General features: G+C 54.4%; 21 protein-coding genes. 4 read left to right on the top strand and 17 right to left on the bottom strand.

Going from position 1 to position 20,429, the window contains the following annotated elements; genetic code table 11:
• On the top strand, positions 1-1,995 hold a 1,995-nt coding region (gene uvrD, locus AACR14_RS02455; protein ID WP_019445007.1), incomplete at its 5' end, for a DNA helicase II.
• Positions 1,996-2,460: 465 nt separating this feature from the next.
• On the opposite strand, the gene AACR14_RS02450 is transcribed toward uvrD, so the two are convergent.
• The 4 genes from AACR14_RS02450 to ydfZ all read right to left on the bottom strand — a co-directional run bounded on the left by AACR14_RS02450 (position 2,461) and on the right by ydfZ (position 4,599).
• Positions 2,461-2,607: a hypothetical protein gene (locus AACR14_RS02450; RefSeq protein ID WP_156808757.1), complete on the bottom strand. Its 147-nt coding sequence runs from the start codon at positions 2,605-2,607 to the stop codon at positions 2,461-2,463.
• Positions 2,608-3,020: 413 nt separating this feature from the next.
• The gene (locus AACR14_RS02445; RefSeq protein ID WP_019445005.1) at positions 3,021-3,551 is read right to left on the bottom strand and encodes an REP-associated tyrosine transposase; all 531 of its coding nucleotides are present in this window, start codon (positions 3,549-3,551) and stop codon (positions 3,021-3,023) included.
• 209 nt (positions 3,552-3,760) lie between these two features.
• A complete protein-coding gene (locus AACR14_RS02440; RefSeq protein ID WP_017788673.1) occupies positions 3,761-4,198 on the bottom strand; it encodes a DUF2846 domain-containing protein in 438 nt (145 codons plus the stop codon).
• 203 nt (positions 4,199-4,401) lie between these two features.
• Positions 4,402-4,599: a putative selenium delivery protein YdfZ gene (gene ydfZ, locus AACR14_RS02435; RefSeq protein ID WP_005357022.1), complete on the bottom strand. Its 198-nt coding sequence runs from the start codon at positions 4,597-4,599 to the stop codon at positions 4,402-4,404.
• A 311-nt stretch (positions 4,600-4,910) separates the two neighbouring features.
• Between ydfZ and AACR14_RS02430 the strand changes: the two genes are divergently transcribed.
• On the top strand, positions 4,911-5,411 hold the full coding sequence (locus AACR14_RS02430) for a DUF1993 domain-containing protein (RefSeq protein ID WP_019445004.1): 501 nt from the start codon (positions 4,911-4,913) through the stop codon (positions 5,409-5,411).
• 101 nt (positions 5,412-5,512) lie between these two features.
• On the opposite strand, the gene AACR14_RS02425 is transcribed toward AACR14_RS02430, so the two are convergent.
• The 7 genes from AACR14_RS02425 to AACR14_RS02395 all read right to left on the bottom strand — a co-directional run bounded on the left by AACR14_RS02425 (position 5,513) and on the right by AACR14_RS02395 (position 11,123).
• Positions 5,513-6,025 (bottom strand): cupin domain-containing protein, encoded by a 513-nt coding sequence (locus tag AACR14_RS02425; protein ID WP_019445003.1) that lies wholly within the window; start codon positions 6,023-6,025, stop codon positions 5,513-5,515.
• 125 nt (positions 6,026-6,150) lie between these two features.
• Complete coding sequence (locus AACR14_RS02420; protein WP_026034886.1) at positions 6,151-6,513, bottom strand: cystatin domain-containing protein; 363 nt, start codon at positions 6,511-6,513, stop codon at positions 6,151-6,153.
• Between the two features lie 100 nt (positions 6,514-6,613).
• Positions 6,614-7,270, bottom strand: coding sequence for a DUF3313 domain-containing protein (locus AACR14_RS02415; RefSeq protein ID WP_019445001.1), 657 nt, complete (start codon positions 7,268-7,270; stop codon positions 6,614-6,616).
• A 390-nt stretch (positions 7,271-7,660) separates the two neighbouring features.
• Positions 7,661-8,791, bottom strand: a complete 1,131-nt coding sequence (locus AACR14_RS02410; RefSeq protein WP_019445000.1) for an ABC transporter substrate-binding protein — start codon at positions 8,789-8,791, stop codon at positions 7,661-7,663.
• Between the two features lie 57 nt (positions 8,792-8,848).
• Positions 8,849-9,484 carry a LysE family translocator gene (locus tag AACR14_RS02405; RefSeq protein ID WP_019444999.1) on the bottom strand — a complete coding sequence of 212 codons (636 nt, stop codon included), beginning with the start codon at positions 9,482-9,484 and terminating at the stop codon, positions 8,849-8,851.
• A 40-nt stretch (positions 9,485-9,524) separates the two neighbouring features.
• Complete coding sequence (locus AACR14_RS02400) at positions 9,525-10,346, bottom strand: helix-turn-helix transcriptional regulator (RefSeq protein WP_019444998.1); 822 nt, start codon at positions 10,344-10,346, stop codon at positions 9,525-9,527.
• Between the two features lie 60 nt (positions 10,347-10,406).
• On the bottom strand, positions 10,407-11,123 hold the full coding sequence (locus AACR14_RS02395; protein WP_019444997.1) for a substrate-binding periplasmic protein: 717 nt from the start codon (positions 11,121-11,123) through the stop codon (positions 10,407-10,409).
• Between the two features lie 299 nt (positions 11,124-11,422).
• On the opposite strand from AACR14_RS02395, the gene AACR14_RS02390 reads away from it, so the two are divergent.
• Positions 11,423-11,962 (top strand): hypothetical protein, encoded by a 540-nt coding sequence (locus tag AACR14_RS02390; protein WP_019444996.1) that lies wholly within the window; start codon positions 11,423-11,425, stop codon positions 11,960-11,962.
• A 43-nt stretch (positions 11,963-12,005) separates the two neighbouring features.
• Here the strand turns inward: AACR14_RS02390 and AACR14_RS02385 are convergent, their stop codons facing one another.
• A complete protein-coding gene (locus AACR14_RS02385; protein ID WP_083851930.1) occupies positions 12,006-13,205 on the bottom strand; it encodes a 3-deoxy-D-manno-octulosonic acid transferase in 1,200 nt (399 codons plus the stop codon).
• Positions 13,206-13,441: 236 nt separating this feature from the next.
• Between AACR14_RS02385 and AACR14_RS02380 the strand changes: the two genes are divergently transcribed.
• Positions 13,442-14,503: a glycosyltransferase gene (locus tag AACR14_RS02380; RefSeq protein WP_019444994.1), complete on the top strand. Its 1,062-nt coding sequence runs from the start codon at positions 13,442-13,444 to the stop codon at positions 14,501-14,503.
• 27 nt (positions 14,504-14,530) lie between these two features.
• Here AACR14_RS02380 and AACR14_RS02375 read toward each other — a convergent pair whose 3' ends face one another.
• From AACR14_RS02375 to AACR14_RS02355, 5 genes are read right to left on the bottom strand one after another with little or no spacing between them, the layout of a single operon-like run.
• Positions 14,531-15,598 (bottom strand): glycosyltransferase family 9 protein, encoded by a 1,068-nt coding sequence (locus AACR14_RS02375; protein WP_230848204.1) that lies wholly within the window; start codon positions 15,596-15,598, stop codon positions 14,531-14,533.
• Positions 15,599-15,612: 14 nt separating this feature from the next.
• Positions 15,613-16,278, bottom strand: a complete 666-nt coding sequence (locus AACR14_RS02370; RefSeq protein ID WP_075116170.1) for a glycosyltransferase family 25 protein — start codon at positions 16,276-16,278, stop codon at positions 15,613-15,615.
• Positions 16,275-17,483 carry an O-antigen ligase family protein gene (locus AACR14_RS02365; protein WP_019444992.1) on the bottom strand — a complete coding sequence of 403 codons (1,209 nt, stop codon included), beginning with the start codon at positions 17,481-17,483 and terminating at the stop codon, positions 16,275-16,277. The genes AACR14_RS02370 and AACR14_RS02365 overlap by 4 nt, the downstream gene beginning before the upstream one ends.
• A 3-nt stretch (positions 17,484-17,486) precedes the next feature.
• Positions 17,487-19,247, bottom strand: a complete 1,761-nt coding sequence (locus AACR14_RS02360; RefSeq protein ID WP_019444991.1) for a polysaccharide deacetylase family protein — start codon at positions 19,245-19,247, stop codon at positions 17,487-17,489.
• Positions 19,244-20,425, bottom strand: coding sequence for a glycosyltransferase (locus AACR14_RS02355; protein WP_019444990.1), 1,182 nt, complete (start codon positions 20,423-20,425; stop codon positions 19,244-19,246). The genes AACR14_RS02360 and AACR14_RS02355 overlap by 4 nt, the downstream gene beginning before the upstream one ends.
• Positions 20,426-20,429 lie beyond the last annotated feature (4 nt).

Genomic DNA, 20,429 nt, shown 5'->3' with positions numbered 1-20,429 from the left:
GTCACCTTTACCAACAAGGCGGCGGCCGAGATGCGCGGCCGGGTCGAGAAGGTGATCGGCGACGGCGTGCGCGGCATGTGGATCGGCACCTTCCACGGCATCGCTCACCGATTGCTGCGGGCCCACCATCTGGATGCAGGCTTGCCGCAGGATTTCCAGATCCTCGACTCCGACGACCAGTACCGCCTCATTCGCCGGGTGCTCAAGGCGCTCAACCTCGACGAGAAGCACTGGGCCCCGCGCGCCGTGATGGGCTACATCAACGGCAAGAAGGACGAGGGGCTGCGCCCCGGCGACATCGACCTCTACGGCGACCCCGTCACCCGCACCTATCAGCAGATCTACAAGACCTATCAGGAGACCTGCGATCGCTCCGGACTGGTGGACTTTGCCGAACTGCTGCTGCGTGCCCACGAGCTGTGGCTCAACAAGCCGCACATCCTCGAGCACTACCGCGACCGCTTCCAGAACATCCTGGTGGACGAGTTTCAGGATACCAACGGCATCCAGTACGCCTGGCTGCGGATGCTGGCGGGCAACAGCGGCAAGGTGATGATCGTCGGCGATGATGACCAGTCCATCTACGGCTGGCGCGGCGCCAAAATCGAGAACATCCAGCGCTTCCTGACCGACTATCAGGGCGCCGAGACCATCCGCCTCGAGCAGAACTACCGCTCCACCGCCAATATCCTCAAAGCGGCCAACAGCGTCATCGCCAACAACGCCGAGCGCCTTGGCAAAGAGCTGTGGACCGAAGGGGCCGAGGGTGAGCCGATTTCGCTCTACGCCGCCTTCAACGAGGTGGACGAAGCGCGCTTCGTGGTCGGCCGCCTCAAGGATTGGAAGGAAAAGGGCGGCTTGCTCGCCGACTGCGCCATCCTCTATCGCTCCAACGCCCAGTCGCGGGTGCTGGAAGAGGCGCTGATGCAGGACGCCATGCCCTACCGCATCTACGGCGGCCTGCGCTTCTTCGAGCGGCAAGAGATTAAAGACGCCATGGCCTACCTGCGTCTTATCAACAACCGTGGCGACGACGCCAGCTTCGAGCGGGTGGTCAACACCCCGACCCGCGGCATCGGCGATCGCACCCTCGAGATCCTGCGTGGCAACGCCCGCGATCAGGGGCTCAACCTGTGGCAATCGGCCAAGGGGCTGCTCAATGACAAGGTGCTGACCGGTCGCGCCGGTAACGCGGTGCGCGGCTTTGTCGATCTCATCGATGCACTGGAAGAGCAGGTTTCCATGCTGCCGCTGCACCAGCAGGCGGATATCGCCATCCAGAACTCCGGCCTCAAGGCGATGTATCTGGCGGAAAAAGGGGAGAAATCCCAGGCGCGGGTAGAGAACCTGGACGAACTGGTCACCGCCTGCCGCCAGTACCAGCGTCCGGACGAGCTGGAGGATATGAGCGATCTCTCCGCCTTCCTCGCCCACGCGGCGCTGGAGTCCGGCGAGAATCAGGCGGACGAATATGCCGATGCGGTACAGCTGATGACATTGCACAGCGCCAAGGGGCTGGAGTTCCCGCTGGTGCTGCTGGTCGGCGTGGAAGAGGGGATGTTCCCCAGCCAGCAATCCACCGAGGAGTCGGGCCGGCTGGAAGAGGAGCGCCGCCTCTGTTACGTCGGCATGACCCGCGCCATGGAGAAGCTCTACATCTGTTATGCCGAGAGCCGCCGCATCTACGGCCGCGAGATGTTCCACAAGCCGAGCCGCTTTATCCGCGAAATGCCCGCCGAGTGTCTGGAAGAGATCCGGCTGCGCACTCAGGTCAGCCGCCCCACCCAGTACGGCCGCTTTAGCCAGAACGAGGTGCAGCAGAGCTTCGACGCCAGCGGCATCAAGCTCGGCCAGCGGGTGCTCCATCCGAAATTCGGCGAAGGGGTGGTACTCAACTTCGAAGGGGTCGGCCAGCAGAGCCGGGTGCAGATCCAGTTCGACGACGTCGGCGCCAAGTGGCTGGTAACGGCGTATGCCAGACTGGAAGCGCTCTGATTTTTCCTGCCTTTTGATGCAACCAACCCGGCTTAGGCCGGGTTGATTTTTATATGACCCATCGCGACAACTTTAAATACGCGATCGTCCGAATACGCTTCGCTATTCGAACCTACAGCTGTGTTTAAGCTGTGGAAGAACAATATTTGTCCCATATTGGACCAGGTATATTCAACTTAAGTTTGCTATTAAAAAAGCACCCTTTTCGCAAGCAAAAAAAGTTATTTAAATTTTCCATCCTTGATCGGGAGACTTGTATTTAGCGGAGCGGACGGATGAAAACCCGCTCAGTGTGAGTGGATACTAACAGACAGAGTGGGACTCACAATTTATCCACAGCACGCCAGTTATCCACACATTGCAACTATGTCTCTGCACCATTATCTTGTGTTACGAAGCGGCAGGAGCACCACATATAGTGGTTTTACATCAAATGAGGAGCAACTCATGGTGATAAACGAAGTATCAAAACCCTTCCCGGGCAAAACTATGTCCATCCCATGGCAAATGATGGAGGTTATCCATGCCAAAAAGACCACGACGTTCACGTCGTTCAACACCAAAGGCTACAAATAATAAAGCCACCCTTCCAAAGTGGATCAGGTGGCTCATATCAGGGTTCCTAGACGCTTTAAGGCAAAAGCTTGTAGGATTTGTGTTTTTACTTCTGCTTAGTGCAGTCCCGCACGATTACAACGATTACTCTTGGAGTACCAGTCCAGAGGCAATCAAAGTGCAGTACTACCAGATCTAACCAGGGGCCTTCGGGCCCTTTTTTACACCCTTAACTTACAATTTGTGAGTCAAATGTGTAACCGGAATCATGGACAATCGTGACCTAGCCGTCAATGAAAATATATCACTATTTGTGATACACCAACGTTCAGAGAAGCACAAAACCACAATATATTCATATTGTTAAATGACGCAGGACCGTAGGTTCGATTAGCGAAGCGTAATCGGACGATCGAGTAATCAGACGTTCGCGTAATCGAACGCTTACAACGGAACAACCCTTTAGGGGTTTACTCCAATCCCCCCAACACTCCATCCACCGACCCGCACCAATCCGGCGGATAGATGCCGCTCGCCACGTAACGATGGAAGGTGGAATACGGCCAATCGGCCACCCGGGTGACATGACCATGCTTGAGCGGATTGATATGGACGTAATCCATATGGCGGCGGTAATCCTGCTCATCCCGGATCAGGTGTTCCCAATAATGGCGTTGCCAGATGCCCCGCTCCCCGTGACGTAACCGCGTCTGGCTGCGCCGCTCATTGACCGGCAGGGCGCGGGAAAAGTGGCTTTTGATCAGCCGCCAACGCAGGGGGAAATCGGTGTCCCCCTCCGGCAAAGAGAGAATGCAGTGGAGATGGTCGGGCAACACCACCCATGCGTGAATGGCGAAGGGGTGAGCCTGTTGCACCTTGGCAACGCTGCGGCGCAGCAGGTCGATCTGCTCCACCAGCAACCGGTTGTTGCGCCGCTCCAGCAGGTTGACGGTAAAGAACCAGGTTCCTCCGGGCCACCATGCCCGCCGCCAATTGGCCATCCTTTTCCCCTCATCGAGACCGAAAAGCCAAGCATAGCCTTGCCTCACTTCGATCTGCTTGCGGGCCGTGATGATGCGGATGTTACTTACGCGATCGTCCGATTACGCTTCGCTAATCGAACCTACATGGACAGGAAATCTGGAACACCTACTTTCGGGCAAAGGCGTAGCTGGTGAAGCTACGCCGTGTTTTTGATGAAGGTTTCTGATCACTTAACCAACTTGCTCTCCATCACCCCTTGCTTGCCCTCCTCTTCACTGACCTGACTCAGCTTGGAGCGAGCCATCAGCAGGCCCATCTTGACCTCCTGCCAGACGTAGTAGTTTTTACCCGCCTCGGTGCTGAGGGTCAGGGTGGCATCGTTCTCCGACTTGGAGGTGATGGTGTGGCTGCCCGGTGTCACCTGCTTGAGGATGTAGGTGTGGGCCACGGTATCGCCGACCGCCATACCATCCACCAGCAGCGGCATTTTGACGGCCGCCCCGAAGGTCTCGTTGCGATAGATATAGAGGTTGGCCGCATCCTTGGGCGCCACAAACTGCTTGGCCTGCGCGTCTGCGGTGGCATCGGCCATGGGTACGGAAGCACAACCGGAAAGCAGCGCCGCCGACAGCAGGGCGGCACTCATCATTATTTGCCTGAACATAGTCGTTATTTTTTAGTGAGTTAACGGGATTTAAAGGTTCGCATGAGCCTGCGCTGGCTGACAATCGCTCAAATCGGTCGGGGTGTGACCCGGTTCAATTTTTCGGCATTTGGTGGGATGAAGGGGAGAAATCAGAAACCCGGCCGCCAGATGGGACGCGGCGGCCGGGTGAATTGTAAAGAGTAGGGTGACAGGGAAAGGGATCAGCCTAGTCTAATCAACTCGATGGGGGCGTAGCGCTCACCGGAGTTTGCCAGCAGCACGCACTTCTCATGCTCCGCCTGATAGGGGGTCATATTGTCGGTGTGGGCCTCTTTGAGAAAATCGACTGCGCCAGTGGCGGCAATCATCACACGCTGACCTTGGTTCAGCACATTGCGGTTACGGTCATAGATCTTCATTTCATTCTCCTTTTCTTGTGTCCTGGCGAATGCGCAGGCGTCTGTCCAGGACAACGGCATTCAGCCTACGCCCCTGAAAAAAGGTGATTTATGTCACAGATCAAAAAAGGGGCGATAAGGGACTCGCAGGCTCAAAAAGGGAGCATGGCCCCTTGGCCAGCGGTTGTCGCGCGAAGTAGCGCTACCCTGCCCTTTTCGTCGTGGCGGGCTCGAACCCGGCAGCGGTTGGGGTATATTGGTGGCCGATTAGCCAGTCTCATTCACCGTGGCCGCGCAAGCGGGCCGCTGTTTCAACAAGATGGAGAGTGCTCATGAATCGCGATATCACCGCCCAGTTCATCAAGATGCTGACCAATCTGGATCACTGTCTGGCCAAGGCCGAGGCCCACGCCGCGGCGAAGCAGTTCAACGTGGATAACTTCTTCGGCGATCGGCTGATCGTCGATATGCTGCCTTTCAGCAAGCAAGTGCTGATCTGCTGCGATTCGGCCCGTACCGTGGTGGCCACCGCCAGCCACAGCGAGCTGCCGGCCATGGGCGATGAGCCCAAAACCATCGCGGACCTGCGCGCCCATATCGGCAAGACCATCACCTATCTGCAAGGCAAGCTGGACGCGGACTACAGCCAGTATGCCAGCGGCCGTTACGTGCCCCACTGGGCGGGCGGCAAGGGGATGGATGGCCATACCTGCGTCCATGAGTACGGCATTCCCAACTTCTACTTCCACCTCACCATGGCCTACGCCCTGCTGCGCCGCGCCGGGGTCGATCTCGGCAAGCGCGACTATCTGGGCGGGCTCAACCTGCAATAAGCGCTGCACGCCACTGGCGGCAAACAGATAGCAAAAGCCTGCCACGCGGCAGGCTTTTTTATATCGGGTGGTGCAGATCTGGTGCGCAGAAGAGCTGCGCCCTAGAAGGGGCCGTTGCTCTCGCGCAGCTTGTCGGGCAGGCCGTCGTGATCCCCCAGCTCGCGCTCGGGCACGTCATCCCAGTGCAGCTTGCCGAGGGTGATATTGCGCTCGGGATGAACGGCGTAGTGGATGCGGTTGTCCTCCCGATCGGTATCGCCAATGCAGAGCAGGCGGACAGTCTCTTCGGTGTTGTTGATAAAGGCGTGGGCCAGCCCGTCACCAGCCTTGAAACCCACCGAGTCGCCCGGTTGCAGCCGATAGAGCACGCCATCGAGCCAGACATCCGGCGTCCCTTCCAGCACGTGGACAAACTCGTCTTCGGTCTTTTCGGCATGGGGCCAGCTGGTGCGATGGCCGGGCTCGACAATCTCGTGGTGAATGCCGATACGGCTAAAGCCGAAATGCTTGCCGAGGGCGCAGCCGCGAGAAAGGGGCTCCTGACTGCCGGAGTAGTAGCGCGGCGTCTGCTCTTGCAGCTCGCTCCAGTGTTTGATGCAGGGGTGGCGATTCATAGCGGTTCCTTTTCTATGAGGATGCAGTCACGGGAAGGGTCATCCTGACTGTCAGAATGCGGGGAGAAAAGCAGAAATTTTCTGGTCAGATGAGCCCCTCTGACGAGGGGCTCAACAAGCAGGAATTACTTGGCCTTGACGCAAGGCAAGGGAGGAAGCTCGCCCTGTGCAGCCGTGCGGGTCATCTGGTAGTTGCCGGCAAGATCCCGATAGACACGGGTGTTCCACACCTCTCCGTTGTCGAGCTGGAACTCGATGTCGTAGTTGACCCCGGAGACCACCTGGCTGCGCACCTCGCGGATGCTCTGCAGTTTGGCGGCCGTGTTCATGCGAGCCAGCACGCTGGCCAGCGCAGCCTCCCCTTCCGCATTGGGCAACGGCTGACTCTGCCAGCCACCCGCCATCGGTGCACACTCAGGCGTGGGTGACGAGGTGCTGCAGGCACTCAACAGGCCAGCAACAAGGATGGGTAACAACACGCGTTTCATATCATTTTCTCCTGCCTGCAAAATGACCACCTTATCAACATCTTGCCATTATTGCAGCCCAAAAGGCTCCCGCTGCGCCCCGCTTGGACGCACCAATCGATCAGCGCCCCAGATTGTCCGCCAGCTGTTTGGCACGGCTGGCCGCCCACTGGTCGAGCATCTTCTCCATCTCCTCGGCGGTGATGGGCTCATCCTTGTGGGTGGTATCCGTGCTCTCACGGGCATCCATCACTCGCACCAGCAGCTTGCCACTCTGGGAGTCGAGCAGTTGGGCCATGCTGCCCACCTTGAGCAGGTAAGGCTCCTTGCCGATCACTTCGCGGGTGACGTTGATGGCGATCTTGGCCGGCAGCAGATCCCGCAGCTTGGGGTCGGGGCGGGTCAGGTCGAAGTTGGTGACGGCTGCCTGGATCCGCATGACTTTCGGGCCGGGGGCGGTGGCGATCTTGACGCCCTGCTTGATCAGCTCGCTCTGGAACTTGTCGTGGTAGTAGCGACCAATCTGGTTCTGTTCGTTGGCGGTCAGCAGATACCACTGGCCGTTCTCCTGACGAATAAACTGCAGCGGATCGAGCAGCACCTCATTGTATTGGCGCAGGTCAACGCCCGGCTCCTTGTAGACGCGCTGATTGGGGTTGCTCTCGCTCTGCTGGAAGGCTGTCAGCGGGATCGCCTGCAAGCTGTGGGATACCTGATTCTTGACGGCGCAGCCACCCAGAAGGGCTGCAGCCACGGCAACCATCACGACCTTTTTCATATTTGCTCCTGCATTTTACTGTTTGTTTTTGCTGTGGATTTCGCACCACATGGCTGGAGAACCCGTGCCGGATGCCGCCAATGTCACAGAGAAATAACCTATTCATCACCTTCCCACAAGGGACAGATCAGGATTGTTCAGCTCACATCCAAGTTGTCACAATTGAGGCACTTTTGTACAGGGTCAGCCAAGGTACGAACGGCGATCTGGCGAGGGTTTGATTGTTTAATCCGGCTAAATGGGGCTGCGGAAAGCGCTCGGTTTTTTCAAACGATGCGAGCCCGCGAGCGGCGTGAGTTGAACGGGGAAATGCCCTGGAACGCACGATGACCGATCATCAGCCATCTTGCGCAAACTTGCCTGCCGCCGGAGAAGCAGCAGGCTCATTCATCAGTTATCGAGATCCCGGGGACACTGCTTGACCAGCCCCTCTTTGCCACTGGCGACGATCGCCTGCTGCACCATCCGTTTGTAGCGATTCTTGATATGGGCGGGCAACGCGGGCACCAGCAGCCGCTCGTCAAACTCCGGCAGCGGGCGATCCGGCAGCACCGCCTGCTCCTGCGGGCTGAGGGGCGGCCGGGAGGCCATATTGCTGGCCGAGATGGTGGGCGTGCCCACCAGCATCTGGCGTTGCAGCGGCGCGCTCAGCAGAAAATCCACCAGCAGGTAGGCGGCCTTGAGCCGTGCAGGATCATCGCCGACATGGCGAGCGATGGAGAGCGCATCGAGGGCATAGATGGCCCCCTCCTGCACCATGGCGATCCGCCACTGCTGCTCGTTCTGCTTGTTGCACTCCACCAGCTCCAGCCCCCAGGTGGTGGCAAAGGTCTGCTGGCGCAGATCCTCGCAGCGGTTGGCCTGATTGAACCAGAAGCCGCGACTGGCTCGCAGCCGCTGCGAGAGCTGCTGCTCCACCTCTTGCTGCAAGGTCTTGTCGGCCAACATCTCGCCGCTGGCAAACAGGGCGGGCGACTTGCCCAGCGAAAGCAGCACCGAAAAGAGCAGCGGCTCGAACTGGTCGCAGAACTCGGCAAACTGACCTGGCGGCGAGCTGTTGGCGAGCACCTGCCAACTGGTGGGCGCTTGCGGCACCTGCTTGCTGTCATAGGCGAGGCTGAACATGGCGTAGGAGAAGGGTACCGAGTAGTTGCGCTCCCCCTGCTTGTCATACTCGGTGTTCTTGAGGGCGGGTTTCACCTCGGCGTAGTGCTGCAGGCGACTGAAATCGATGGGGAGCAGCAGCTTGAACAGCGGCTGGTGATGGGCCTTGTAGAAGTAGCTGGTCGGCAGCACCACATCGGCGCTGCGAGTGCGCAGGGCGCGGTAGACGCTGTCGAAATCGGTCAGCAGCGGCTCGATCCGGCTGACCGTCGCCTCCACCCCATGGGCTTTGGCGTAGTCGGCAAACTGTTGTTCATAACCCGCTGGCAGATAGCCCCATTCAAGCAATTTGAGCTGAACCGGGGCCGCCAGCGCCGGGGTCATCCCCAACAACCAGCAAAGAGGCAGTAGACGCATGGCCGGGCACTCCTGACAGGTAAACCTTGTTGGAGTATAGGCCCATGCGCCGACTCGTCAGGCCACCAGCTCGGCGCCCATGCTCGCCAGAATGGAGAGGCTGACCACCGCAAACAGCACGCCGGTCACCAGATTGAGCGGCCGCTGCACCCGCAGCAGCAGGCGCTGGGCACGATCGGTGGAGAGGCTCCACGCCAGCAACCCGAACCAGCAGAGGGAGATGATGAAGAGCTCGCCCACCAGCAGGCTGCGGGTTATTCCATCCACCTCTGGCGTCACCATGGCGGCCAGCAGACCGATAAAGAACACCAGCGCCTTGGGGTTAAGCAGGTTGGTGGCAAGGCCAGTGCGCACGCCCCTGCCCCAGCCGCGCAGCTCGTTGGCGGCGCTCTGCATCACGGTACTGTTCTGCTGGCGAGCCGCCATCAGGGCGCCCCACCCCAACCAGCCCAGATAGAGGGCGCCGCAGCACTTGATCACCATAAACAGCAGCGGGTGACTGGCAATCAGCATGCTGATCCCGGTCAGGCTCAGGGTGGCGTGCACCATGATCGCCAGCGAGATGCCCAGCGCCGCGCCAAGGGCGGTCGGCCGGTGCAGGCTGGTGCGCAGGATCAGGGCGAAATCGGGGCCGGGGCTGGCCAGTGCAATCAGGTGCATCAGGCCGAGGGTAACGAACAGACTGGTCAGCATAACAACTCTCGCTTTAACGACGGAGAGCCAGCATGGCGGATCAGCGGGGGGCGCGGCTTGTAAAAGATTGCATCTGGGCACGAAATTCGGCGGGTGTCAGACCGAATGCCTGGCGAAAACCGTGGTGGAAGTGACTCTGATCGAAGAAGCCGACCGCCAGCGCCACCTCGCTCACCGCCATGCCGCTCGCCAGCAACCGCTTGCCCTGCTCCAGCCGCAGCCGTTTCAGCCAGGCGTAGGGGGTCATGCCGCTACGCTTCTTGAACTGGCGCAGGAAGGCGAAACGATCGAGCCCGAGCAGCCCCGCCAGCTCTTCCAGCGAGTGGGGCTCGTCAAGGGCAGCCATCAGGTAGTCGCGCAGGAATCGCAACTGGGGATCGGCCAGCTGGTGCACCTCGGGGGCCAGATGCAGCAGCTCCCCCAGCAGGGCGAGCAGCTGGCTCTCGATCAGCAGGCCATCGGCCTTGGGGTTGTCGAGATAGACGTGTAGCTGGGCAAAGCCCTGATAGAGGTCGGGGCGGCTCTGCAATCCCTTGTCGAAGAAGGGTTCCGGCTGCTCCGGCAGCCAGAGCGTCAGCTGCTGCGGATCGATGGCAAAGACCCGTACCTCGTATCCTTCCGGCAGCAGGCTGAGGCCGTCGTGCACCTCATCCGGGTTGACTGTAGAGAGCACCCCGCGCACCAGATGGTGGCTGTTTCCCTTGTGGATAAACTTCTGGCCACCCCGCTGCACCAGCCCGATATGGTAGTCGAGATGGACATGGCGGCCATAGCTGAACGCCCTGTGGTGGGAGTGTGACAGCTCGACCCCCGGCAGGTGCGGGGATTGCCAGTAGCGGATGAGGGAATCGGTGGTATTCATGGGTTATAGATACACCAGAAGCGGGCCTTGGACTTGTAGATTATTGCACGCAAGCCCCTCTCAACGCCCCCACAGCCGCGGGGTTGGCTCCACCAGCGAGGCGAGCGGCACCCGCTCCACCATCTGACGCATATGTTGCACCAGTTCGGGATTGCCATCCCCCAACGACTTGTTCAGCACAATATGCACCTGCAGCGGGGTGACTGGAAGGTAGATGAGGCGGGTCGCCGCAGGGAGCTTGGCACGAAAATGGTTGGCGGAAATATCGTTGGAGAAGAGCGCGGCATCAATCCGCCCACGCAGCAACTTCTGCATGTTGCCATGCTCCCAGCTGAGCTGGGAGAGGGTGTCGATGTGGATCTGCGGATGCTGCAACAGCGGCGGCACGATCGCCTGGCTCGACCAGCCGATGGTGGTGCCGTAGAGATCCTCCTGCCGCTCAACCGCATGAAGTCGCGATGGTACCAGTACCACCAGCACCGGCCGCAGCAGCAACAGGTGGGGGTCGATATAGCGGAAATGACGAGCACGCTCGGGACTGTAACTCAGCAGCGGGGTCAGATCGCACTCGCCGCTCTCGAGGTTGCTGAGCAGCCGCGCCACATTGAGCCCCTGCCACTCGATGGCACGCCCGATCGCGGGTTCGATATGACGGCGAAAGTAGTCGATCACCGGCCCGGAGACCTTGCCCTGCTGATCGATGGTGACCAGCGGCGCCAGCTGAAAGACACATCCCCGCAGTGGCGCGTTGATCGCCACGGCCTGGCTGATGGTCATAAGAGGGAGAAGAAGTGCCGATAGCAGTAATACCAAACGCATACCCGAACGAGAGATGCCCATAGGTGCCGACCCGATGCCCTGATAGCCATCAGCATGGCACAAGGCAAAGGGGCGGGCTATCCGCTCCCGACGCGCTTCGGCCTCTTTCGCCCCCTGCTTTCATGGCCATCGACCACCCATTTTATTGCGGTGAAAATCAATAATCCCGCTGCTTTGATGGATTTTGGTCTCTTGAGATATAGTGCGGCCCCATTCATCAAACCGGCGGGTGAGCGCCCCGCCGGACAGGTAGATTCATGAGACTGTTTTTGCTGTTGTTGTCGCTGTTTGCTACGACTGTAAGTTCTGATGAAAAACCGCGCCTGCCCTATTACGACTGGGGTCGCTGCCCGTTTGAGGGTTGTACCTATCAGGCGTGGACCACCAAGCAAGAGGTGATTGTCAGAGCCGAGCCATCCCTGACGGCCAAAGCGCTGTTCCGGCTACCCCGCGGCCAGCAGGTGGAAGGACTAACCGGGGTTGTCATTACCGAACAACCGGGGATCGTCGAAATACTCAGATCGGTCAAGCTGGGCTATAGCAAGGAGGGAAAAGGGCCACTGTTGAATATGAAGGCAGGGGAAACGCTTTATATCCTCGGCGGACTGGGCGAAGGCAATAGCCTGTTCTGGTACAAGGGCAAAACCTACATTCTCGATTATGACTATGCGCGCAAAGAGATCAGATACGGCCGGTCACCGCAGAACCAGTGGTGGGTAAAAATTCGGGACAAGCAGGGGCGTGAGGGTTGGGTTGCCGAAGCCAAAAACTTTGCCCATATGGACCGTTTCGAATAGTGACAGCCAGCCCCCCGAGATAGGGGAGCTGGCCGTGGATGACTCACTGCTTGGGTTGCAGCTTCATCTCTTGCAGATACTCCAGCACCTGGGTTTTGTAGTCCGCCTGATAGGAGAACTTGGTGCTGTCGCACGCCGCAATCAGGTTCACCGCGGTGCAGAACAGGGTGGCTGCCAGCAGCCCCTTGCCAAGCCACTGCGGATAACGGCGGCTCCAGCGCACCAACAACAGCAGGATCGGGAACAGGGCGTAGGGGAAGATCAGCATCAGGTGCCAGTAGTTGAAGATGATGGGCGAGAGCGCCGCACTCACCAGCACCGCCAGCACCGCCGCCAGCGCATAGAGACCGAGCCAGCTCTCGCCATCCACAGGCGCGCGGTCGCTGCGCAGCAGACGCGGCTTGAGTTCGCACCACAGCTGCCAGTTGGCCTTGGCCGCCAGCAGCACAGTCGCCGAGCCTACCCCGTAGATCACCACCCGCCACAGCCAGACTGCCGCCATCTGCAGGTATTCGTGCCCCGCCAACCAGATGAACTGGGTATCGTTGACCAGCTTGCTGGCAAACAGCCAAGAGCCGTAACGCAGCCAGTAGAGCACTGATTTCAACACCGGATAGACATGCACCAGCCCCCAGCCGATATAGCGCTGACGCGCCTCGGGATCGACGTTTTGGGTGATGTGGCTGTTGCTCATCACTTCCATGGCGTAGGGGATCAGGGAGGCACCGATCAGCAGGGTAGCCACCACCCCCCCGCTCCAGCTCACCTTGAGAATGCGGCGCCAGAACAGATAGGTGGACATTACCGCCAGCAGCGGCCAGGAGTAGTGCAGCTGCATCGCCATGCCGATGGCCAGCAGGTGAACGATCATATGCCAGAAGGAGGCCCGCTCGCGCATATGCCAGGCCGACCAGCAGTGCATGGCCGAGAAAAGGAACAGATAGGAGGGGTTGTAGAGCAGACTCTCGTACTGGAACCAGGGGTTGAGCCAGCAGAGCACCAGAAACAGCAGACGCACCCTGTCATCAAACACCTGACGGATCACCGCATCAAACAGCAGGAATCCGACCAACCGCATCGCCAGCAGCAACACCATGGGGGCATAGGGAGAATTCCACAGCAGCAGCGGCCCGCCAATCAGCCAGGCCGACAAACTCCCCGGCACATTGCCCACCGCACTCGCCGCATTGCCATAGCTGAGCCAGACCCCCTCATAGGCCCCAAGGTAACCTTTGTAGAGCATCTGGGTCTGATCGCCGGTAAGGAGTTGGTGATCGGAAAACAACCAGGAAAGCAGCAGCCCGGCAAATATACAGGCCGCGAATAATGCGTTATGGTAGCGCCCACTAAGACCAATCATTGATCCACACCTATTGAAAAAATTGCTAACGACTTTAACAGTTGCCACCTGATTTTGCTCGTTTACGATTCACATTTTTAGTAGATTTACCAGTCAGTTATGAGACCCGCGGAGCAGTTATGACCCCACCAGTTAAAAAGTTTTTATTCATTGTTGAAGACTTGTATGGTGGTGGTGCGGAAAAGGTTTTGCTCAATACCGCATCATTGCTAAAAGATGCCGGTGCAGATGTAACCTTGTTTACCTTGCGGGAAAAAATAGACCATACGCTACCTGACAACATTCACCCGATTAATCTTGGCATTGTCACAAAGCTGACTAAAGCCATATCCAATGTTGCGGTTGAAAAAATACAAGCATCTCTGATCTTTAAAAAAGTCAAAGAGATCTCGCCTGACGTAATTATCTCATGCTCATGTGACAAAATTACCAGACACCTGCCTGATACACTGAATATTTATTACTGGATCCACGGAAATGTCACCGGTTTTGCCAAAGACAATGCCAAAGGATATGAAAAATTCAAGCGCTTCTATAATGGCAAAAAACTGATCTGCGTATCTCGTGGCATCGCGGACGACATTTTGCAAAATGTAAAAGCTACACCCAAATCGTGTCAGGTTATCTACAATCCATTTGATATCGAGAAAATTCAGGCGTTGGCCAATGAGCCTTTCAGCAAGCCATTCGACAAGTATTTTATCCATGTTGGCACCTTCGAAGAACGAAAACGCCACGATCGTCTCTTGCAGGCATATCAGCTAAGTGGCGTTGATACGCCACTCGTCCTGATGGGCAAAGGGGATCGACGCCCTCACATTGAGGCCATGATCGCGGAGATGAATCTTGCCAACCAGGTGAAGATAATCGACTTTCAGAAGAATCCATATCCCTTTATCAAAGCTGCGCAGGCACTTATCCTGACATCCGATGCTGAAGGACTGCCAACAGTGCTTATTGAAGCACTTATCTGCCACACCCCGGTTATCAGTGTGGATTGTCCGTCTGGGCCGGCAGAGATATTGACGAAACCACTCGATAAATTTCTAATCCCGATGGAAGATATCAGTGAACTTGCCATGGCAATTACAAGTGTTGATCAAATAAGAATTTCCATTAATTCAAACTGTTATCAACCATTTTCTAGTGAAAGTGTGACCGAACAGTTTATATCTTTATGAGAAAGAGTTGGGGAAAACCCCAACTCTCTATAGATAATCAGCCACCCATTTGTTGAATACTGTTTTAAATTCAGCAACGTTTATAAAATTTACGTCTTGTTGTGCAGACCTAGTTTCTGCGTAGATAACACTTGAGCGAGGATTATTTGGATGCCACTCCACATTTTCTGGCATCCCGAAATTATCATTGTAAATACCAAGAACAGGTTTATTCAAACCTGTTGCAATATGCACTGTTGCAGTATCCACCGATACCATACCGGCACAATGCCTTATCTGTGCAAAGAGCGCAGCCAAAGATGGTTTCTCATGATCACTAACAACCCTGGTTGGGTCACAAACATGAGATAAAATTCGTTCAACGTCCCTCTCACGCCCAGGTGGATACAAGAGACAAATGTTGTAATTTGATGAATCAAGCATCGTGTTAATTAACGCTATGGTTTTCTCAACACTGAAACAACGGGATGTCCCACTGCCATATGGATTGAAGCACAACGTTTTATTACTTGGCCACCAAGAGCCAACCCTATCCTCAACCCCCTGACACGAAGGAACTATATAACTGGTATCAGGGTTAGCAATCCCCATATGCTCCAACAGCACCTTAAATTTCTTAGCGAAGTGCATCCCTGCTGTTTTTTGGCCCAGCTTGATATTAATACAGTCAAGCTCATCATCGACTCCTGCTACATTTTTGCTCCCAACTTTGGAGATGAAATAAAGGTCTTTCATCTTCATCTTTTGGCTAAAATGCACAAGATAATCCACATCCCCAATTTCATTGGCTAATTTTTTGAGCTCCATATAGCCAGCCCTCTTGGGTATTTCAAAGACGTAATCAAAGTTAAAAAAGTCTCTAAACAATGGTGCCATTTCAGAGCTGGTAATGACATAGACTTTCCGCTCCGGAAATTTATTTTTAATCTCCCTTGCTACCCAGGAAGAGACGATTGCATCACCAAGCTTAGCATCCCACCTAACAAAAACAGTGGCACCATGTGATGACGATCTCACTGATAAATGACGATCAAAAAATAAAATACCAAGCTTGCGGCGAAGTGCATCTCTCCACAGCTGAAAAGTTCTAATCACAACTATTACCTTAATTACTTTATATGTTGACCATAGTTACGATCATCAATCGTCGTATCAAAATAACCCACATCTAAGCAACATGGTTCAATACCTGACGCATTAAGTGCATTTAATTGAAGCCGCCCCGTCAAGTAATCAGATGGCATTCTTACAGGATAAGCACATTTCAATAACTTTCGCGCACCAGCCAGATTTAATATATATCCAGCTGTCGATATAATTCCTCTGTTTGATTTTTTACTCGGTCGAAGATAACGGGATAAGCGATAACCCTCTGGTAATTTCCTAGCCCAAGGCCACTGCTTTGCTTTTCCATGATGAATAAATATAATTTCTGAAGATGATTTTTTTATCGCCCCCTCCACAACATTCTTGAAATGCATGTGAAGATGGATATCATCCTCTAATATGATAGCCTTATCTATATTGTTTTTTACCATCATTTCATAGAGTCTGATATGACTCAATGCACAACCCACTTCACCCAAGCTTAAGGAATGCCCACAAAAGACCTTAGCCAGCTTCAGATCGACCTTAGAGAGATCGTTATCATTCAGTAACTTTCCATCTACCGCATCAAAAAAAGTAAAAGACAATCCTAAACGAGCCATTTGTTTCTCAATAGCTTCACGCCGCTCATGGCTTCGCAACAAACTGATGACAAAAATTGGAATCATCGAGTACCTCTAATATCATTTAGACCACAAAGCCATATGAACAACAGCCCCAGCGCATATAGTAACAATGTATTTTGATGCTCAAATGGAACATCACTTACACTGCCGATGGCAAAGGAAAGTGGTAACAATACACCAACTGAACTCACACCCCAACATTTTACCGCCCACCACATGGGCCATCCCAAGAATAATAGCAGTGCCACGCCCCCAACCGTCCCACGAATGATCAAGTTTTGCATATATTGATTGTGAGAATGGGCCAACACAGGATTGAGTAATAAAGGAGAGCTAACACCGGATGCAACCAGTGATTTTTTTACGGCATCAAACCCATCAGTTCCCACCCCAAGAATGGGTGAGGTTAGAAAGCCTTGCCATGCTCCCTGCCATGCAACTAGGCGTAGCCCCCAAGAGGTATCATACTGCCCCTTCTCTGCGTTACTGAGATCGGAGATACTAGCCTGAACTCGTTCTTGCAACACAGAACTCTGGTGGTAAAAAGCGGTTCCGCTGCCCAATATCAGAAGCAAAAAAACAATATATTTTAGTGGTTTTTTTATTGCCTTAACAATCACCATCAAGCCAACAATTGTCATAAATGCCAGCCAAACACCACGGCTCTGCGATACATAGAGGCTGTAGAGCGCCATCAAGACAGATAACAAAGCCCCCGCCTTCTCCCATCTGGCAATCGACACCTCTGTGTATAGCCCCCAAGCCAACAAAGCTATCACCAAGCTTGCCTGTGAAAAAAGGATTGCATTAGTAAACCCCTCAACCCTATAGACACCCTGAGACTGTTGCCACAAACTGATACAGCCCATTCCCACTCCACCCAGCATGATGGCGTATCGGCTAACTTTTAGAACGATTTCTTTTCTCGGTACCAAGAGGCCGAATAAGGCAACATAGCCAAGACTACGCATAACTCCATACTGATCACCATGAATAAGACGGTTTATTTGAATAAAAGCAGCATACCCAAGAAAGAGCCATAGAATGCGACGATCATGTAGCCCTACATCCCTGCTCTTACAAATGACCAGATTCACAATGCCAGCCAAAATCGAGATAACCAACATATTGGAAAGGATTGTCTTGCCGTTAGGTAGTAAAAAAAGCCCACAAAATGTAAATGCCAAGGTCAAGGAAAAAAGTGCTGTGGTCAGACGATCAATCCTGACCTGTAAGACTGAAGACATTGATTACTTCCTGAATACATAATTTCCGCGAATTTTGCGCCATAACCCAAACACATCTGTGCGGGGAAAGATGGCGATCCGGCGGATCTGGAAAGGGTCCTGGTGCATTGCTTTGGGGCCGCTATTGGTAGCAACGGCAAAACGATACCCGGCAGCGATAGCCTGCTCCTTGGCACTCTCGTTCATATCTCCGTAAGGATAGGCGAACGAGAGCAGCGGATGGCCAAGCAAGGCCTCCAGTTGGCGTTTATTCTCCTGAATTTCATGGGCTTGTTGTTCGGGTGTGAGCTTGCTCAAGCGGGGGTGAGTCAGGGTATGACCACCAATTTCCACATGACCGCTGGCGGCCAACGCCTTGACCTGCTCACCACTCATCAATGAAACCTTGGTGTCCGGATTGGTCGGATGCTCCACATCCCAACGGTTATAGCCTTCACCGGTGACCACGTACACCACGGCTTTATAACCATATTTTTCCAGCAGCGGCAGCATGCGGGTCAGGTTGTCCTGATAGCCGTCATCGGCGGTGATCATCAGGTACTTCTTGCCGTATTGCAGACGGTGGATAAAGCCTTTGTCCGCCAAATCGCGGAAAGTCAGGGTTTCGTAGCCGAGCCACTTCATCAGTCGCAGATGCTTCTCGAACATGGTGATCGGCATCCAGGTGCCATGCACCCCTTTCTCGCTATCCTGTTCGATAAAGCGGTGGTACATGATGACGGGCATCTCGCGGCGCAGGGTTTCGACTACGGCATCCTGATAGATGGTTTCGAGGCCAGATACTACCCCCTGCAAGCCATACTCATCCTGAATGCGCTGCCGAATGACTTCCGGCACTGTCTTGCTGGCCAGGGCGGTCTCGATTTCTCCCTTCAGGGCAGCAAAATCGATAGCCAGATCCTTGGGGCCGATATCGCCAAAATTACTCGCCAGAGCATCATCCAGATTCTGTTCGGTCACCAGACCAATGGCCCTGGCTTCACCAATGGCAAAGGCGGGCCGACCACAGAGCAGTGCTTCCATCGCTACCCGACCGGCACCGATCACCAGATCGCAACTCGCCAGCAGAGCGGGGACATCATCGACATAGCCAACAAACTCGGCGCGTCCTTCGAAACGGGCAAAGCGCTCCGGTACCTTGGTACCGCTGACAATCCGCACCCGACAGGCATCCAGATCGAGCACTTCATCGAGCAGACGGTAACAGAGCTCCCCTTTGGGGCCGCTCAAACGGCCAATGATGGCAATCACCGGCTTGGGATTGTCCGGCGCTGGCACAGGCTGGAATTTGTCGGTTTCGATACCGTTGCGCAGCACCTGCACTATCGCGGGATCGACCCCCAGATTGTCGACAATCTGATGGGCAATATCCTCACAAACGGCAACTGCCCGATAGCCGAGAGCATGGAATGCCTTGCGCGAAGCGTGCACCGGCTGGCGACCATGAACCGTGGTGATCATCGGGGTGCCAGTCAGCTTGCAGGCCACATAACTGCTCCAGCCGGAGGCGCGGGAGTGAGCATGCACCAACTGGATATGGTGCTTTTTGATGAGATAGATAAGGTAGAAGACGTGCCAGAAGCGGCGCAGAATGCTGCGCTTGTTGAATCTCAGCTTGAAGACTGGGCCAAGAGTCGGCTTGGTCAGGGTATCTGATACATAAAAGACGTTGTGACCACGCCGGGTCAGTTCGTTACCGACCGTGGTGGCATAGACCTCAGCTCCCGTTACCTCGAGCTGGGAGAGTGCCATCAATATATTCACCCTACACCTCCGTTCGCAAGACTCGAATGAAGAGTGCAACTGGAAGGATGTTTGCTCTCCCCATCTAATAATTGCTCGATCTGCCTCATACTCTCTCGGAGATTGAAAATCTTGGCTCGCTCCTTCGATAAGGAACTATATGTTGATAGCATTTTTTGATTTTCAATCATTTTTCGTATTGCCAATGCAAGCGCATTTGCATCCCCGACAGGAACGAGAACACCATATTTCCCGCCATCGAGAGCTTCATTAGGTCCAGTACAATTTGTCGATACAATGGCCTTCCCCAATGCCATTGCTTCTACGAGTACAACTGGGTAACCCTCATAATGTGAGGACATAACGAATAGATCGCCATCAGCAAGATATGGATATGGATTTTCCTTGAATCCAAGTAATTTCGTACTATCACCAATATTATTAATATTGATAAATGACTCTAACCCAGCTCTATCATCACCTTCTCCCAAAATAGTAAGGTGATATTTAACCCCTGCATCAATATTTATTTTATGAGCAGCCAGCAAGATGTCAAATCCTTTCTGGGCATTGCATAGCCGTCCAATAGCAATAACTTTTATTTGCCCCTCACTCGTAATAGGCTCATGACTTTTCCGCATTATGCCTTCTATATCAACAGGGTTATAAACCACTTGAGTATATGGTTTCACTTCAGGATACAATTTCAATAATGCATTCTGTGCACCTTTAGAGACACAGACAATGTTATCCATTTTTTTATAAACGGTACGCTCAATTTTTCTGGAGAGAATTTGATGGCACAACAAGTCTATATGGACCCATGCTATCTTTCGAACAACAGAATTCAGGTGCGATAACAACAGAGAGCTATTCCCTTCCAAAAATGCGATACCAACATCATATCGTTCATTAAATACGATATTTGCTAACCACTTGCTATTTAGCACGAAATTCCACCAGCGTTTTTTAATAGAGAAAAAAATTCTACGCTGAAACAACCCCGATGGTTCGGTCGGCAACAGAAATTCTACTTTTACATTTTTAGGAACTTGAGATAAATATACACCCTCACGCCTTAATAACAGCAGCGTAATAGCGTATTTACTAAAATCCAAACGCTTAAGCGTTTCAATAAGGACCTTTTCGGCGCCTCCTCCGCCCAATGTTTCCATTATAAATAAAACTTTTTTCTTCATGCTA

It is taken from the genome of Aeromonas sp. 159 (assembly GCF_963862045.1).
In the GTDB taxonomy this organism is placed as follows: domain Bacteria; phylum Pseudomonadota; class Gammaproteobacteria; order Enterobacterales; family Aeromonadaceae; genus Aeromonas; species Aeromonas veronii.
This window is presented reverse-complemented; position numbering and strand designations above follow the sequence as displayed.

What these genes read in the sequence shown, in the direction of transcription:
- AACR14_RS02370 (WP_075116170.1), bottom strand. Translation starts at nt 16,278, where the DNA reads ATGATTCCAATTTTTGTCATCAGTTTGTTGCGAAGCCATGAGCGGCGT.
- AACR14_RS02355 (WP_019444990.1), bottom strand. Translation starts at nt 20,425, where the DNA reads ATGAAGAAAAAAGTTTTATTTATAATGGAAACATTGGGCGGAGGAGGC.
- AACR14_RS02415 (WP_019445001.1), bottom strand. Translation starts at nt 7,270, where the DNA reads ATGAAAAAGGTCGTGATGGTTGCCGTGGCTGCAGCCCTTCTGGGTGGC.
- ydfZ (WP_005357022.1), bottom strand. Translation starts at nt 4,599, where the DNA reads ATGAAGATCTATGACCGTAACCGCAATGTGCTGAACCAAGGTCAGCGT.
- AACR14_RS02445 (WP_019445005.1), bottom strand. Translation starts at nt 3,551, where the DNA reads ATGGCCAATTGGCGGCGGGCATGGTGGCCCGGAGGAACCTGGTTCTTT.
- AACR14_RS02365 (WP_019444992.1), bottom strand. Translation starts at nt 17,483, where the DNA reads ATGTCTTCAGTCTTACAGGTCAGGATTGATCGTCTGACCACAGCACTT.
- AACR14_RS02440 (WP_017788673.1), bottom strand. Translation starts at nt 4,198, where the DNA reads ATGTTCAGGCAAATAATGATGAGTGCCGCCCTGCTGTCGGCGGCGCTG.
- AACR14_RS02430 (WP_019445004.1), top strand. Translation starts at nt 4,911, where the DNA reads ATGAATCGCGATATCACCGCCCAGTTCATCAAGATGCTGACCAATCTG.
- AACR14_RS02420 (WP_026034886.1), bottom strand. Translation starts at nt 6,513, where the DNA reads ATGAAACGCGTGTTGTTACCCATCCTTGTTGCTGGCCTGTTGAGTGCC.
- AACR14_RS02395 (WP_019444997.1), bottom strand. Translation starts at nt 11,123, where the DNA reads ATGACCATCAGCCAGGCCGTGGCGATCAACGCGCCACTGCGGGGATGT.
- AACR14_RS02400 (WP_019444998.1), bottom strand. Translation starts at nt 10,346, where the DNA reads ATGAATACCACCGATTCCCTCATCCGCTACTGGCAATCCCCGCACCTG.
- AACR14_RS02390 (WP_019444996.1), top strand. Translation starts at nt 11,423, where the DNA reads ATGAGACTGTTTTTGCTGTTGTTGTCGCTGTTTGCTACGACTGTAAGT.
- AACR14_RS02385 (WP_083851930.1), bottom strand. Translation starts at nt 13,205, where the DNA reads ATGCTCTACAAAGGTTACCTTGGGGCCTATGAGGGGGTCTGGCTCAGC.
- AACR14_RS02410 (WP_019445000.1), bottom strand. Translation starts at nt 8,791, where the DNA reads ATGCGTCTACTGCCTCTTTGCTGGTTGTTGGGGATGACCCCGGCGCTG.
- AACR14_RS02425 (WP_019445003.1), bottom strand. Translation starts at nt 6,025, where the DNA reads ATGAATCGCCACCCCTGCATCAAACACTGGAGCGAGCTGCAAGAGCAG.
- AACR14_RS02450 (WP_156808757.1), bottom strand. Translation starts at nt 2,607, where the DNA reads ATGAGCCACCTGATCCACTTTGGAAGGGTGGCTTTATTATTTGTAGCC.
- AACR14_RS02380 (WP_019444994.1), top strand. Translation starts at nt 13,442, where the DNA reads ATGACCCCACCAGTTAAAAAGTTTTTATTCATTGTTGAAGACTTGTAT.
- AACR14_RS02405 (WP_019444999.1), bottom strand. Translation starts at nt 9,484, where the DNA reads ATGCTGACCAGTCTGTTCGTTACCCTCGGCCTGATGCACCTGATTGCA.